Annotated in this window: 12 protein-coding genes and 1 pseudogene; 3 read left to right on the top strand and 10 right to left on the bottom strand. The window is 66.0% G+C overall.

Annotation, left to right across the window (positions count from 1 at the left end):
• Positions 1-26 precede the first annotated feature (26 nt).
• Complete coding sequence (locus WS87_RS00255) at positions 27-4,079, bottom strand: TOMM system kinase/cyclase fusion protein (protein WP_442861395.1); 4,053 nt, start codon at positions 4,077-4,079, stop codon at positions 27-29.
• Entirely contained in the window at positions 4,076-5,077 is a 1,002-nt protein-coding gene (locus WS87_RS00250; protein ID WP_107937986.1) for an FHA domain-containing protein, read from the bottom strand. Before WS87_RS00250 ends, WS87_RS00255 begins: the two co-directional genes overlap by 4 nt.
• A gap of 212 nt (positions 5,078-5,289) precedes the next feature.
• Between WS87_RS00250 and WS87_RS33415 the strand changes: the two genes are divergently transcribed.
• Positions 5,290-5,493, top strand: coding sequence for a hypothetical protein (locus tag WS87_RS33415; RefSeq protein WP_159085607.1), 204 nt, complete (start codon positions 5,290-5,292; stop codon positions 5,491-5,493).
• A gap of 30 nt (positions 5,494-5,523) precedes the next feature.
• Here WS87_RS33415 and WS87_RS00245 read toward each other — a convergent pair whose 3' ends face one another.
• The gene (locus tag WS87_RS00245; RefSeq protein WP_059816369.1) at positions 5,524-6,516 is read right to left on the bottom strand and encodes an IS5 family transposase; all 993 of its coding nucleotides are present in this window, start codon (positions 6,514-6,516) and stop codon (positions 5,524-5,526) included.
• Between the two features lie 145 nt (positions 6,517-6,661).
• Here WS87_RS00245 and WS87_RS34160 point away from each other — a divergent pair.
• A pseudogene (locus tag WS87_RS34160) lies at positions 6,662-7,100 on the top strand (ISNCY family transposase); the annotation flags it as partial.
• A 36-nt stretch (positions 7,101-7,136) separates the two neighbouring features.
• On the opposite strand, the gene WS87_RS33410 reads toward WS87_RS34160, so the two are convergent.
• Genes WS87_RS33410 through WS87_RS00225 form a run of 4 tightly spaced genes read right to left on the bottom strand, consistent with a single transcriptional unit; the run spans position 7,137 to position 10,716 of the window.
• Entirely contained in the window at positions 7,137-8,039 is a 903-nt protein-coding gene (locus WS87_RS33410) for a DUF6817 domain-containing protein (protein WP_159085606.1), read from the bottom strand.
• Between the two features lie 14 nt (positions 8,040-8,053).
• Positions 8,054-8,941, bottom strand: coding sequence for a JmjC domain-containing protein (locus WS87_RS00235; RefSeq protein ID WP_159085605.1), 888 nt, complete (start codon positions 8,939-8,941; stop codon positions 8,054-8,056).
• On the bottom strand, positions 8,938-9,846 hold the full coding sequence (locus tag WS87_RS00230) for a transketolase (RefSeq protein WP_107937984.1): 909 nt from the start codon (positions 9,844-9,846) through the stop codon (positions 8,938-8,940). Before WS87_RS00230 ends, WS87_RS00235 begins: the two co-directional genes overlap by 4 nt.
• 12 nt (positions 9,847-9,858) lie before the next feature.
• Complete coding sequence (locus WS87_RS00225) at positions 9,859-10,716, bottom strand: 1-deoxy-D-xylulose-5-phosphate synthase N-terminal domain-containing protein (RefSeq protein WP_107937983.1); 858 nt, start codon at positions 10,714-10,716, stop codon at positions 9,859-9,861.
• Positions 10,717-10,788: 72 nt separating this feature from the next.
• Here WS87_RS00225 and WS87_RS00220 point away from each other — a divergent pair, with 72 nt between their 5' ends.
• Positions 10,789-11,631 (top strand): galactosyltransferase-related protein, encoded by an 843-nt coding sequence (locus WS87_RS00220; RefSeq protein ID WP_107937982.1) that lies wholly within the window; start codon positions 10,789-10,791, stop codon positions 11,629-11,631.
• Here WS87_RS00220 and WS87_RS00215 read toward each other — a convergent pair.
• Genes WS87_RS00215 through WS87_RS00205 form a run of 3 tightly spaced genes read right to left on the bottom strand, consistent with a single transcriptional unit; the run spans position 11,620 to position 14,714 of the window.
• On the bottom strand, positions 11,620-12,708 hold the full coding sequence (locus WS87_RS00215; RefSeq protein ID WP_107937981.1) for a hypothetical protein: 1,089 nt from the start codon (positions 12,706-12,708) through the stop codon (positions 11,620-11,622). The genes WS87_RS00220 and WS87_RS00215 overlap by 12 nt on opposite strands.
• Before the next feature lie 15 nt (positions 12,709-12,723).
• A complete protein-coding gene (locus tag WS87_RS00210; RefSeq protein WP_107937980.1) occupies positions 12,724-14,379 on the bottom strand; it encodes a DUF7411 family protein in 1,656 nt (551 codons plus the stop codon).
• A gap of 29 nt (positions 14,380-14,408) precedes the next feature.
• On the bottom strand, positions 14,409-14,714 hold the full coding sequence (locus WS87_RS00205) for a hypothetical protein (protein ID WP_107937979.1): 306 nt from the start codon (positions 14,712-14,714) through the stop codon (positions 14,409-14,411).
• Between the last annotated feature and the right edge of the window lie 125 nt (positions 14,715-14,839).

Here is a 14,839-nt window from a genome sequence, read left to right as displayed (position 1 = left end):
TTCTCCTGATTGACGAATGGAACCACCTACGGCAACGACTGCAACAGCGCTGCAGCGAGCCTGGCGATGCGGCCCATGCCTGCCGTTGTTGCAATTTCGACTGCACGCCGGCACGCGTCCAGCGCGGCCACGCCGCCGTATCGCGGATCGGCCTGGCGCAAGTACTCGCATTTCTTCATCAGCAGTTGCGCTTCGTAATAGCGCTCCCCGGTCGACTCGCACCACGCGAGACATTCCTCGATCCGGGCAAGCGCGGCGCCGGGCTCGCCTCGCGCGGCATCCAGCTCCGCCAGCAGTGACGCGTAGTAGGTCAGCCCGAGCAGTCCGCCCGACTGCCGCTGCGCATCGAGATGCTCGACGACACCGGCGCGATCCCCGTGCGCCCATGCGCGAATGATCGCCGCGTAGTGCCCGACCGCGCGCAGCCGGTGAATCTCCGACAGGCGCAGAATCGCTTCCGACAGCGCGAGCGCCGCGTCGCGATCGCCCGCGAGCTGGTACGTGCGCGCGAGGTACATCATCGTGACGCCGAGCGTCGGCAAATGATCGAGGCAGGTTGCGCAATACACCGCGTCATGCGCCATCGCGAGCGCGGCCCGCGGATCGTCGTCCATGCACCAGCGCACGCTCGCAAGCGACGCCATCGTCCACGCACGCGTATCGAGGCCGAGGATGCGCCGATGGTGCGAATCGCGCCGCACGTCGTAGCCCGCCAGCACCGCATCGAACGCGGCGCGGGCGCGCGCATAGTGGCCGTCGACCCACAGGCTCATGCCGCGCATCGCGTCCGCCGCGACCTGAACCCCGGCATCGCCGCGCTCGGTCGCGAGCGCGTCGAGCCGCAAGCCGATCCCGCGCACGGTGGGACGGTCTCCCGCGACGTGGTAGTAGGTCGACAAGGTCCATAGCGCGCTGGTCTCGAGCTCCGGGTCGTCGAGCGTCTGCACCTGTTTCAGCAACTGCTCCGCATGCTCGCGCACCTGTGGGTCCGCCCAGCCGAACCGTGCCATCGTCGCGTGCGTCAACGTCGTGCGGATGCGCGCGCTGTCGAGTTCGCGCTGTGCGTAGTCGGCGTTGCCGAGCCATTCGAATACGGCTTGCCCGTAGCGGATCGCGTCGTCGTACCGCGCACCCTCGAGAGCGCGGCGCGCCGCATCGATGCCGTGCGCGATCGCGTCGGCCAGGGCGCCCGCGCGCGCGAAGTGTCCGGCGACACCGAACGTGTGCGCACCGGCGCCCCGATCGGCTTCCGCGATCAGCGCGCGGCCGACACGCGCATGGTTGCCGCGCCGCACGGCGGGCGGCATCGATTCATAGGCCGCGTCGCGGATCAACGCGTGGCGGAACGCATAGAACACACGATCGCGCCGGTGCTGCGCGTACACGATCCGCTCTTCGAGCAGCAGCCGCAGATGTCCGTCGAGCGTGGCCCGATCGTGCGGCGACGCGTCGGCGAGCAGTTGCGCATCCACCTCGAGCCCGATGGTCGCGGCGAGCTGCGCGGTGTCGCGCGCGTCGTCGATCCGGTCGAACGCGAGACCGAGCATGCCGCCGAGACTCAGCGGAAGCGGAAAGGGATCCGTGGCCCGCTGCCCCGCGAGCGAATCGTCCGCGCCGCTCGTCGTCAGCTCGCGCGCGACGGCCTCGATGAACAACGGGATGCCCGCCGTGCGACGGGCAAGCTGGTCGAGCCAGGCAGGATCCGCCGCGCCCGGCCCCAGGTACGCCGACATCAGGCGCTGCGCGTCGTCGCGCGGCAGGCGGCGCAGCACCAGGCGCTCGGTCGCGCCGCGCCAGCGCCCAAGCTTGTCGGGGCGTGACGTGTATACGACGGCGAGCGCGGCCGCGCGCGGCGAGCGCTGCAGGTACGCGAGAAAATCCTCGGTTGAGCGGTCGATCCACTGGACGTCCTCGACGACGAGCAGCAACGGCGCGCCGTTGCCGAGCGACACGATCAATTGCTCGAGGACGTCGAACAGCGCGTGCCGTTCACGTGCGCTCGACCACAGGAACCCCTTCGCGTCGCAGGGCAGCCCCAGCCAGGTCGCGAGCGCGGCACGGGCCGCCGCATGATCGCACTCGAGCGGCGCGATCATCGTTTCGATCGCCTCGAGCGCACCGCCGGCCGGACTGTCGGCGTCGATTTGCCAGTGCGCGCCGATGAACCGCAGGATCGGAAACAGCGCATGATTCTCGCGTTCCGGCAGGCACCCGCAATGCGCGAACGCGTGGCCCTGGCTCCGCACGGCCTCGCACAGCTCGTGCACGAGCCGCGACTTGCCGATTCCCGCTTCGCCGACGACGAGCCGCGGCACGCCGTGCGGCGCAGGCTCGCCGCGCATCGCGCGACGATATCGTGCGAGCGTCTCCTGCCACGCGCGCAACAGCGCGTCGAGTTCGCGCGCGCGGCCGACCATCGGCGCCCGCACGCCGGTGTCGAGCGAATCGAACGGCGTATCGGCGCGCCGTTCGCCGAACAATTCATGAACCGGCTGCGGCAGGAGGCCCGCGCGCGCCAGCCGCAACGCGGTCGGCCGATGGTCGGCATGCCGTTCGAGCGCGAGCCGCGCATCGTCGCTGATCAGGATCTGGCCGGGTCCGGCCAGCCTCAGCAATCGTGACGCCGCGGCGGGCGTCGATACGCCCGACATGTGCGATGCGTGCGCGAGCACCTGCCCGACGTGAATCGCGGCGGCCACTTCGACGCGCCAGCCGTCGCCGGCACCGATGCCGCCGGCCGCCGCCGGCACCGGCAACCGCGCGCGCTCGGCCGCCCGCACCATGTCGAGCGCCGCGCGCGCCGCGCGGCGGGCGGGCCGGTCGATGTCGCCCTGCAGCCCGAAATGGAACAGCAGCGTGTCGCCGAGCCGCCCGCCCGCGTGCGCGCCATAACCGACGGCGATGTCGGCGCACTTTGTCAGCCATTGCTCCTGGTAGCCGTCGAGCAGGTCACCATGATCGGTTCCCGCGTGGCGTTGCCTGCCCTCCCCGGCAATCGCCACGCAACAGCACAGCGTGGTGACCTGCCGGTACTCGCCGGCCGCCGCGATCGTATCGCCGCGCGGCGCGAGCGGGTGCGGGTGCATCTGCCGGCTTGCACGGCTTGTACGGCTGGCGTCGAACTGGCCGACGAGCGCCGCGAAGTTCAGCGCGCGGAACTGCTCCGCCAGTTCGTCGGCCGACGCGGCGCGCTGCTCCGGATTCTTGTTCAACGCGCGCCGCAGCACCGAGCCGAGCGGATGCGACGCGATCGACGGCGGGAGCGCGACATCCACCGGGCTGAGCTGCTGATAGAGAATGTCGGCCACGCTTGTGCCGTGCATGACGACATCGCCCGTCAGGCATTCGATCACGACCAGGCCCCATGCATAGAGGTCGCTTCTCGGCGTCGGCGGCTCGTTGCGCAATTGCTCGGGTGCGCAATAGGACGGCGAGCCAAGCACTTCGGTCGCCAGCGTCGCGGTCTCGCGCGTAATGTCTTCCGCGCCGGGCAGCAGTGCGCCGATGCCGAAATCGAGGAGCTTCGCGTGCGGCCCGTCATCGGCCATCGCGATCACGATGTTCTGCGGTTTCAGGTCGCGATGCACGATGCCGCGCCGATGCGCGGCCGCGAGCGCATCGAGCACTTCCGTCATCAGGCGCCCGGTGTCGACGGCCGACAGCGGCCCCTCCGCCGCGAGCCGGTCGCGCACGGTCCGGCCCTGCACCAGTTCGAATACCGCGAACAGCCGACCGTCCGGCGCTTCCCCCTGGTCCAGCAGCGCCACGATGTTCGGGTGCCGCAGCGCTTCGCACAGGCTCGTCTCGCGCCGAAAGCGCGCACGCTGGTGCGCGCGCTGCGCCACGGTCCGCGCGGCATCGTCGCGCATCAGCTTGACCGCGACCGCTTGGCCCGTCTCTGCGCAGGTCGCGCGAAACACCACGCCGTTGCCGCCTTCGCCGAGCAGCGGGCCGAGCCGGTAGTGCCGCCTGCCGGCAAGCTCGGCGAAAGGTGCGACGGGCTGTCGCGATTCGGGCATTCCCGGCACGACGGGCGTGCGGGGCACGGTCGGCAACATGGCCTGTTCTCCCGCGTTCACGACAAATGAACGACCGGGCCCGACGCGGGACGATGCGCGCCGAGCCGCAGCACGACGCCCGGCACGGACTGGCATTCGAGATGCTCGCCGCGCATGATGCGGAACGGAATATCGCCGAAGCGGACGCTGCCGCGCCGCCGCTCGACGAGCTGGCTTGCGTCGAGCCCCGGCAACGCCGCGAACTGGCTCCGCGCGCGGTGAATCTGCACGTTGACATGGGACGTATCGATACCGAGCATGTGCGCCAGCCGGCCGAGGTCGATCCAGCCTTGCGAGGCGGCGTCGTAGCCGGCCTGCATGTCGGCCGAGCGGGCGCGCGCAAGCGTGACGAGGCTGTAGTGATGCGCCCGTTCGCCGAGATCGACCACGCCGCCGCGCACGTGCAGCAGCATGCGCACGTGCTCTTCGTTGCGGCTGACGAAGAATTCGAGCAGTTGCGCCGGTACGGCAGGATCGGCCGGTGCGGCGAGCATCATCGTCGAGCCGTGGCTCACGAGCGTCACGCGCCACGTGCAATCGCCGGTCGACACTTCATCGCCGTCATGGAGCGCGCGCGCCGGCAACGTGTCGTCGCACAGCCATTCGCCGGCCGCCGACCGGACGATCGTGACCGGCTGCGCGGCACGGGCAGGCAGGATCTGGCGCGGCGCAAGCACGATCGGCGGCGCGGCGCCGCGTATCGGCCACAGCGTATCTGCCGGATCGTCGAGCGCATCGACGCGCCACGGCGCGATCCCGGCCCGGCCGAACCGGATCACGTCGCCCGGTTGCAGCACCGCGTGTTCGCCGTCGCGCAACGGCACGCCCGATACCGACGTGCCGTTGCTGCTGTGATCGTGCAGTTCCCACAGCCCGCCGCTCCAGCGAATATGGGCGTGGACCCGCGACACCGATGCGTCCCGGATGACCGTGTCGCAGCGGGCGGCATCGCGGCCGAACACGTGATACGCGCGCAGCAGGCACGCTTCCCCGGAAGAATCGTTCTTGAGTATCGCCATGACCGCCCCGTGTCGGATTCACCCGGATCGATGGAGTGATGCATCGACGCTGCCGGGCAAGCGATTGATTCACCAATTGCGAACGATGTCGCCTGTTCGCCGCCTCACCACTTTTTTTGTCATCTTTCCGTCAAACCGCTGCTCATCCGGAACGTGTCATTTACGCTAGTTGAATTATCGACCGCTTTGTTTTTTTAAGGCCGGGCAACGTGATGAAAATCCTGCCAAATAAAACCCCGCACAGCAACTGGAATAATCAGTTCGCGATTTCGGATTGTGACGCCTTACATTTTCGACAGATTTCCGGAGAAATTAAGGAATCGCTGATCAATAGGCTATGCCGCGAGGTTGTCGGCGGCGCTGGCGATGAAATTTCGGACAATGAAGCAAAGCGCCCCCAATTCGGGGGAATTTGACGCGAGGATGCGCCTCATTTTCCGCATTTTTCACACACATGACGGTCTGCTCCCATGAACCGACCGCAGCCGGTTTCGCGCGATCACGAGGTTCGCCAGAGCGAACAGACTGAACAGCTGCGCCGTGTTCTTGGACAGTCCCTTGTAGCGCACCTTGCGATAACGGAACAGGTTCTTGACGATATGAAACGGATGCTCGACCCGCGCGCGGATTTGCGCCTTGGTTCGCTCGACCGCGGTCACGAGATCCTTCAGCGGACCGTCCTGCATCGCCTTGATCTTTCCGCGCTTGGCCGCCACACGCCATTTCACCGGCTTGCCCTTCATTTCGTCGCGTTTGTCCACACCGATGTAGCCCGCATCGCCGAACGCTTCATCTTCATGCCCGTGCAGCAGGGCGTGAGCCTGCGAAACGTCGGACACGTTGGCCGCCGTGCCCACCACGCTGTGAACCAGTCCCGAATCGGCGTCGACCCCGAGATGGGCCTTCATCCCAAAGTGCCAGGCGTTTCCTTTCTTCGTCTGATGCATCTCCGGGTCGCGGCTCTTCTCGGCGTTCTTGGTCGACGACGGCGCTTCGATGATCGTCGCGTCGACCAAGGTACCTTCCTTCATCATCAGCCCGCGTTCGCACAGCGAGATACCGATCTCATCGAACAGCTTGCGCGTCAGGTCATGCTCGAGCAGCAGGCGCCGGAACTTCAGCAGCGTGGTCGCATCCGGCACATTCTCGACAGCCAGATCGATTCCCGCGAAGGCACGCATCGCGATGCTGTCGTACAGCGTGTCTTCCAGACCTTCGTCCGACAGGCCGTACCACTGCTGCAGGAAATAGATTCGAAGCATCCGCTCCAGACCTATCGGCGGACGGCCGCGCTCACCCTTCGGGTAGTACGGCTCGATCGCCGTCAGCAACCGCGACCACGGCACGAGCTTCTCCATCTCGTCCAGGAAACGCTGACGCCGGGTCACGCGCTTCTTGCCCGCGCTTTCCGCTTCCGCAAAGCTCATCTGCCGCTTCATCATCGAGGGTCCGTTCCGTGAACTGCCTTCTACAACGTTCTCGGCTACGTCAGCGATGACCGCCGAGTTGGTTAAATCAGTGTTTCCTTAGCGGGGACAATTGGTGTGTAGCGGCTAGATTGAAATGTCCGCTTTCGTGCCGCGTAAGCCGTCCGGCCCGGTGGGATTGGTGTCGGGACACCGGGCGAAGCCCGGCAACCGCCGACTGGATCCAGGAACTGCGACCGGGCGCTGACGATCATCCGCGATCGCTACGCCGATTTTGGGCCGACGCTGGCCTGCGAGAAGCTTTGGGAGTGCCACGGCATTCGGCTGGCCAAGGAAACGGTCCGGAAGCTGATGACGGAGGCTGGACTCTGGATTCCGCGTCGGCGGCGTCCGCCGAAGGTCCACCAGCCGCGAGCGCGTCGGGCGTGCCTGGTCGAACCGATCCAGATCGACGGCAGCGATCATCGATGGTTCGAGAAACGGCACCGGCCTGCACGCTGCTGGTGTATGTGGACGACGCGACAGGCCGATTGATGATGCTGCACTTCACGCAGACGGAATCGACCTTCAGCTACTTCGAGGCAACGCGGGCGTACTATCACATAGGGGCGGTGTTAAAAACATATGCGGGCTCATTGACGGATACGATGCAGGATCTGCCGATAGATGTCGGGCACATTGCGGTTGGTTGCGCGAGCAGCCATCGTGAGCTGCTCGCCCAGAAACCGCCACCCTTGAACGGGAATCCGCGCATCCCATGGGGCGCCCCAGCCATCCAGATTTGCGATTCCGGTCGAAGCCTCCATATAGCCGGCATGAAAATCACCAGCCTGCAGTCGCAAGGCGGCCAGCAGGAACCTCGGCTCCGCACATTCTGGAACGAGCTGAATGCAGACCCTGAACGCTTGCGGAGCGTGGCTGCAGGGAGCGGCGAGCGCCTGCTTATACAGCGTGGTCAACCGGCGTTCCTGTACATGGCTGATGGCAGGCGCACGGATGAATGATCGCGGCACGAATCCGATGCTTTGAAATCCTTCACACACGTGGGAAAGCCACAGCCCGTCCATTACGAACAGGCTTCTGCGCTGCTCGGCTTCGTTGGCGAGATCGAGAAGCCGCAAAGCCCGGCACTGCGGGACCGACACACGCAGTTCACCGTCGCCCGTGTGAGTCCGTATCCGTAAAGGCTTACGGATCGGCTCGAAATCAAGGCGTGCGGACGTCCGACGAAGGCTATCACGATCGAGGACGCAAAATGCATGTGCGAGTGCCTCGACGCGTTGGCCGACCACCATCGCAACTCGAACGCGTTCGCCCGGCTCCACGACGCGATGGTGAAAGTACTGGGTCGAGTAGATGCTGTGAATCAGGCCGGCGAGACGGGTGTCAGGATCGGCGCCCCACCCCGACAGCACCTCGTAGGTCCCCAGCAGGTGATCCCAGAGCGTCGAGCCGGAATGGGCGATGCGCATCGCATCCGCGACGAGGACCAGCGTGGCGTTCAGACGATCTGGGGCGATTGGAGCGTCGCGCATCGAAGGCCACTCGGTCAAGTACGTCCGGCCTGCTCCACGACGCTTGCGAGGCGCGACACGATGCGCTTGTCGTCAAGCGAAGCCAGCGTGTCTCGCAGCGCGGCGAGACAGGTCGCGACATGCGTTTCGAGCTGGGCAGCGCCGGCACGGTTCGCCCCGGTCACGAACGGTCGCATGGCGTCAGGCATGCCGGCGAGCGACGCTTTCAGCGCATCGACCAGGACGTCGCCGACAGTCGCGCCGCTGTGATTGAACGCCATGTTCAGCGCGAGCGATCCGCCAGCGCCCGCCCGTGCCTTGTGCCACACGCCGGGTGGCAGGCAAAGCAGGTCGCCCGGATAAAGCGTGACCTTTCGGATTGTCTGCCGCGCAACGGCTCGGTGCACGGCGGCCATGTCGGAACGCGCTGAATTCTCGGTCGGAAACAACGTATGAGGCGAGGTAGCGTACCACCAGGTCTTCTCCCCATCGAGTTGCAACGTGGTGGCTATTCTCGCGTCGTAATGAAAATCGAAGCCCGAGAGTGGCGGCGAAAGATACGCGCGGAAATCGACCCGCCCGGCAAAGCCGATTTCCCGCCGGACGTTGCGGGCCGCCGTCCGCAGCGAACGGTGCGCGAGCTGCATGTCCGTCACGCAGATGGTGGCACCAGCCTCATACATCTCCCGGATATCGGCGGGGTCGATGGTCGCCTGCTTCAAGCCGCCGAACACGCAGCGAATCTCGGTGACCTTATCCAATCCGAAGATCATGCGTGACGGTTTCATCAGGAAATCGAATTTTCCCGGTTGCCCGCGAATCAGGAGTGGGCACTTGCCGAACGAGTCGTGCAGGAACGCATCGATCGATATCGGATCGAGAATTTTCGCGAGGGTCCCGCGTGGGTTCGCTTGTGCTTTCACGTCATGTATTCCTTGATTCGACGCACGAGAGCATCGGTGTCCAGGCCATGCGCGCGTCTCAGGTCGGCGATCGCGCCCGATTCGCCATACCATCCCGACGGCCAGGAAAGAGCGCGGACGGTCACGCCTGGCGGTGCGATCCTGCGAACGGTGTCGGCCAGGCCGCCGGCCGGTCCATGGTCTTCGAGGACAACAATACCCTGCAGGCGCGGCTGGCTCGTGATCCACTGAGCGAGCACGGTTTCGCAGACATGCGCGATGTGCCGCCACGGAATCGGCATACCGTCGACCGCCAGCGCTTGCTCGACCTCCTGCGCCCAGTGTGATGCGTATCCGCAGGACAGCAGCACGGTCTCGCCGTCCACGCCGTTACCTCGGACGACACCCGGCGGCAGCCACAGGTCACCGACCGGTTCGCGGCTCGTTCTCACGTAGGCCGGGCGCGGCGAAGCGCCCAGTGACCCGACGATCAGTTCAACGTCGGCGGCATCGGCGGGAGCCCAGAGATCCACGCCGCCGATCGATGCGAGGACACCGAGGTCCGACAGGCTGGCATGGCTCGCGCCATTGGTGCCGCTCGCCGCGCCCGCGTGCGAGCCGATCATCACGACGGGCAGCCTCTGCGATGCGACGCATGTGCGGATTTGATCCGCGCCCCGATGGCACAGGAATGCGCTGAACGAGAATACCCAGGGCCATTGCCCGCTCGCAGCTAGTCCGGCTGCGACACCGATGAGCGCCTGTTCCGCGATGCCGGCCTGAACGAAGCGGGAGAACACGGGCCGCCCCTGCGCATCGTACAAGCCGTAGGAGTCGCCCAAGTCACCGTCGAGCACCCAGAGACGGGCGTTCTGTTCCGCCCTCCTTCGCAGCTCGTCGACAATCGAAATCGCCAGTCGTTTCATGCGGCAAGCCTCTCATCGATCCACAGCGTGGCCGGAGCCCGCGATGCGCGCCCATTCGTCCCCCGACAATTGGGTGCAGTGACGACGAAACCGATCGAGCTGGAGCGCGAGGCCGTGGCCCTTGATGGTGCGCGCCAGCAGGACGGTCGGCCCATGCCCTGGCCCTTCGGCATGGGCATGCACGAAATCGACCAATGTGTCGATGTCGTGCCCGTCAACCTCGTCGGCGCGCCAGCCGAATGCGCGCCATTTGGCGATGGCGTCGGGCAAAGGCGTGGAATCGAGCCGCGTGTCGTGCGCCCAGCCGCATTCCTGTTCCCCGTTGAGATCCACGATCACGTGCAGATTCGGTACACCGTAGCGGGCCGCCAACAGCGCCGCTTCCCACACCATGCCCTCCTGGCATTCCCCGTCGCCCAACACCACCCACACATGGCGCGCGTCGCACGCGAGCGCCATGCCCAGCCCGACCGCGACGCCCTGCCCAAGCGCACCCGACGAGAAATCAACGCTGGCTAGCCGCGTACGATCGGGATGACCCTGCAAAGGTGAGCCGGCGGTACCGAACCTGCCGAGTGGCCCCAGGTCGACGCCGGCCTGCTGCAACACCGCGTAGAGCGCCATGCTCGCATGCCCTTTCGACAGCAACAGGGCATCGCCTGTCGAATCGAGCGCGGACATCGCACGCACGGCGAACAGCGCGAGCAGAATGTCGACGCAGCTCAAGGTGCCGCCCAGGTGGCCACCGCCGTTGGGGCGCAATCCCGTCAATATCGCATCCCGCACCCGCGGTGCTACACTGGGATCGGCCAGTTCTGGCCGCACCAGTTGCCTGTCGGACGTCTCGCGCTTGCCGGTAGTGTTATTCATCTCGGATGCGATGCCCTTTGCCGGATGGGGATCGATACTGCCCTGACATAAGGATTCTCAAGGAAAGCCAACATGTCAACTCTCGAGCCGCTCAGCCTGGATATCGTCGTGACCTGGAGAGGGAGGCACGAGCTGCGACAGGCGCTTCCCTCCTTGTGCCAACTCGCCGCCCGGCATGACGGCGGCGTCACCGTGGTCAATTACGGTGGAGACGCCGACCAACTGCGCGACCTGATGGCCGGACACACGGCGAACGTCCAGGTGGTGCACGTGGACGAATCCGGCTGGTTCAACAAGGCCCGTGCCCAGAATATCGGTGCCGCGCACACACGTCGTCCACTCCTGTTCTTTTGCGATTGCGACATCGTCATTCCGGACGGGCAACTCGACGCACTGATCCGGCAACTGCAAGCCGAACCGAGCGCCTTCGGAACTGTCGCGGGCGTGACGGAGACGGTGCGCAACGCGCGCAAGGCCGGTCAGGTTGCGATGTTCGGCTATCAGTTGAAGCTGCGTCTTGCCAACGGACGGGCGCTTGAGATCATCGACAACGAAGAGGATGCAGCGGACGGCACACGGCAGGCACCGGGCTTGCTGATGGTACGTCGCGTCGGCTTCGAGTGTATCGGCGGCTACAACGGATACCTGGTGGGCTGGGGCTGGGAGGACCAGGACATGATCGCGCGGCTGACGCTGAGCGCCGGGCTCACGCGGCGCCAGAGCGGTACCGTGCTGCATGTATCCCACGACGACGACGCGCGCACTCGTCACTATCCACCCGTTCGGGATCGCTGGGAAAGCCGCGACCGCATGTTCCGGCAAGCCCTGGCCAACTACGATCGCGGGGATTGGCTCGGGACCTATGAGGAAGACGCCTTGCGCGCGACGATGCGCAGCCCGGTGTCAGCCAGCTGAGGCTTCCGTCGCATCGAGGGTCGCGCGCAAGCGCACCAGCAATGCGACTTGTTCGTCGAGTGCGTCGGCCCGCCACGCAGCAAGCGCCGCCGGCAAGCGGATATCCAGCGCGCACTCCTCATCGTCGAGCGAGCAGGTCAATACATAGCGCCCGTCCTCAACGGTCACTCCGTCGTGCAACGCATACGATGCGTTCAATTGCTCGGCCTGCTCGGGTGTCATGCCGGGCGGGAGCGCGAGGTGGAGGCCTGCGGCGTCCGCACGCACCGGATAGCCGCCGGGCCGTCCGTGCAGACCGGGCGCGTGCCCCTGCCATGCGTTGGCACGACCTGACATGGCGCGCAGCATCGGCGAGGCGAGCGCACCCGTGAGGCTGTTCAGCGTAGCGTCGGAGGGCAAGCGCACGGGTGTGGCCAATGCAGCGGCTTCATGTTCCGGCAGATGGTGACCGTCCAGCCATACCGCGGGCGCGGGCAGTCTGCCCCATGCGCCGCGGATCATCGCGCCGACGTGCGCGTGATGCGCGAGCAACGAGAGAGGCGCGTGATCAGTGTGAATGCGCAACATCGACGCGACAATGGCGATATTGCCGATCCCTCCCGCGACCGGAATGCCGCGCGCGGTTAGCACGTGATTGGTCAGGTCCGGATAGCAGCCGTTCAATAGATGGGTGCCGGGATGTGCAGCCGTCGCTGCACGCAATACGCGGTCCGCGATCGCGGCCTGCAACGGCAGCGTGCAACCGTAGCCCAGCCGCGCGACGAGTTTTTGCCACCCTCGCGTCGTCGCCCACGGCGACTGCATCGACGCAAGGTTCAACACGACGCGCGGCCGATATGCGTCGAACAAGCGCGCCAATGATGCGGGCGAATAGTCGCATGCCACGGGGGTCACGGCAATGCGGCCCGCGCTTTCGCCGCCTAGCGCATTGGCGAGCGTCGCCAGGTGATGCACGGCCGTCTCGTTGCGCGCCGCGGCGATCACGTCCATCGGCGCATCGCCGTATCCGGCGAGACCCATCAGCACCGCGTGAGCCAGCGAGCCGGAGCCCACCACGATAAGATCGACGTCGCGCATGACGGATTCGCTCCCCTACCTCAATGCCGAGTGGCGATTGATCCAGCCGCACAGAACCAGGATCACCCATAGCTGTTCGTACCACCGGCCATCGTCTCCGACATGGTCATGGGCGCGCAGCCTCGACAGTAAGCTGGTCCGGCATCGCGTGGTCAGTGGCGCGATTCTCCACAGGTCGGAGTCGGCGATCTCATCGAGGACCCGCGTGCGAAACCGTGAGTCCAACAGCCAATGCGCGATCGGCGCGAGCAGGACTTGCCGCTTGCGCATCACGATCTCCGGCGGCAGGTAACGGCCGGCAACCTGACGCAGCAGGCGCTTGGCCCACCAGGCATCCGCCTCGTACCAATAGCTCAGGCCGGGATCGATCGCTGACGCCCAGCCGTAGACATCTTGGCGCAGGAATGGGAAATCGAGGCGTGCACCATGCATAAGCGCATTGTCGGCGAGCGCCGGCAGCAGCAGTTCGCCAATCCGAAACACGTACTCGTGCGCGGACATCGCCTCCGTCGGCAGCGCCTCGGGCTTGACCGCGAGCAACTGCCGATAGAACGCGATGTCGTCCGCGAGCAGCGCGTCGACGGCCTGCGGATCCCTGCTCAGGCGCCGCATCTCGTCGAGGGAAAAGAATTCAGCGATGCCGAGGAACAGCACGTCGTCGAGACCGAGCAGGCGCGCGGCCGGCAGGTTGTACAAGCCGGGAAGGTCGACGCCGAGCCGGCGCTGATGATGCATCTGGGCCGCGAGACACGTCAGGGGCTTGTGGTAGCCGCCGAAGCATTCGTCCGCGCCCAGGCCGGAGACCGCGACGGCGTGTCCGTCTGCGACGGTCGCTTCGATCAGAGCGGCATGGGTCACGACGGCGGGCGCCGTGAGCGGAAAAGAAGCGGCAAGGACGCGGTCCAGCAGTTGTCGGGCGTGATCGACGTCGAGGCGGACGATCCGGTGTCGGATGCCGGTGATGCGCGCCACGCTGGCTGCGTAGTCGGTTTCGTTGAGACCGTAGTCGTCATCGAAGGCGATCGTATAGCCGGTGACGGCGTGGCGCTCGCGCAGGAGCGCGGCCAGCAATCCCGAGTCGATGCCGCCAGAGAGGAACAGGGCGATGTCGTGCGCCGCGTCGGCGACGTGTCCGACGGACGCCCGGAGGCGCGACAGCACCTCGTCCTGAAGGCAAGACGCATCATGCGATACCGGAGCGGTGTGAAGGGGCCATGCGAAACGCCGGACGACGGGCGGTGTACCGGGCGCGCATATCAGCGCCTCGCCGACCTGAAGCGCCTGCATGCCGTGCAGGAGCGCATGCCCCGGCCGCTGCCGGCCTCGCCACAGTAGATGCAGCAGCGAGCCGACGTCGGGTTCGCACTTGATCGCGAGCGTCCGGGCGAGCCGCATCGGATCCTGATCCCACTCGATGCTGTCGCGCTCGACGCGAAAATAGAGCGGGCGACGCGCGTGCAATCCGCGCCGGATGATTAGCGCATCCTGCTCGTCACGCGAGACGTCGAGGTCTTCGTCGTCCGGCGATGTCGGACCCCAGGCGATACGTGCGTCACGCGGGTCGAGGCGCCAGTCAGTCTGCCCGCAGCCGATCGACGAAGTATCCCGCGCGCACGCACGCGCACGCAGCGCGGCGCAGCCGGCGTCGGTTAATGCCGCAGCGCCTCGCATCTATGCGATGTGCTTGCGTGCGCGATGGGTCACACCTTGGCTTTCGCGGAGCGCTTTTTCGCGGCTGGCTTTTTCGTCGCGGGCCTTTTCGCAGCAGTCTTGATGCGTTGCTCAGCAGGCCGGATGATGATGCCGCCCTTCGTGTCGCCGTCGGCGCGCCGGATCGATCCGCCTTTCGTGTCGCCGCCATCCAGCGTAATTTCATAGCGCCGCTTGTAGAGCTCTTCAAGCGCATCGAGATCGATGGAAATGGTCAGTGCCCTTTTGCCGCGCTTGGCGGCGGGCCTGGTGGACTTAACGGCGGAAACTTTGTTGGATTTCTTTGTAGTTGCCACGTCTGCTCCTTTCCATGACGATGTGAAGGGAACCCCCGTTAACACACGACGCGCCGCAACATGACCGCAATCGGCGCATGATGACTGCGTGCGACGATTATAGGAGATATAACTTTGAAATTCCG

The sequence above is a fragment of the Burkholderia sp. MSMB0856 genome, from assembly GCF_001524645.2.
GTDB classification, from domain to species: Bacteria; Pseudomonadota; Gammaproteobacteria; order Burkholderiales; family Burkholderiaceae; genus Burkholderia; species Burkholderia diffusa.
This window is presented reverse-complemented; position numbering and strand designations above follow the sequence as displayed.

Bases quoted from the DNA above. Each gene is read 5' to 3' on its own strand.
- WS87_RS00225 (WP_107937983.1), bottom strand. From the start codon at position 10,716: ATGAATAACACTACCGGCAAGCGCGAGACGTCCGACAGGCAACTGGTG.
- WS87_RS00245 (WP_059816369.1), bottom strand. From the start codon at position 6,516: ATGAAGCGGCAGATGAGCTTTGCGGAAGCGGAAAGCGCGGGCAAGAAG.
- WS87_RS00215 (WP_107937981.1), bottom strand. From the start codon at position 12,708: ATGCGCGACGTCGATCTTATCGTGGTGGGCTCCGGCTCGCTGGCTCAC.
- WS87_RS00250 (WP_107937986.1), bottom strand. From the start codon at position 5,077: ATGGCGATACTCAAGAACGATTCTTCCGGGGAAGCGTGCCTGCTGCGC.
- WS87_RS00230 (WP_107937984.1), bottom strand. From the start codon at position 9,846: ATGAAACGACTGGCGATTTCGATTGTCGACGAGCTGCGAAGGAGGGCG.
- WS87_RS00210 (WP_107937980.1), bottom strand. From the start codon at position 14,379: ATGCGAGGCGCTGCGGCATTAACCGACGCCGGCTGCGCCGCGCTGCGT.
- WS87_RS33415 (WP_159085607.1), top strand. From the start codon at position 5,290: ATGAAAATCCTGCCAAATAAAACCCCGCACAGCAACTGGAATAATCAG.
- WS87_RS00220 (WP_107937982.1), top strand. From the start codon at position 10,789: ATGTCAACTCTCGAGCCGCTCAGCCTGGATATCGTCGTGACCTGGAGA.
- WS87_RS33410 (WP_159085606.1), bottom strand. From the start codon at position 8,039: ATGCGCGACGCTCCAATCGCCCCAGATCGTCTGAACGCCACGCTGGTC.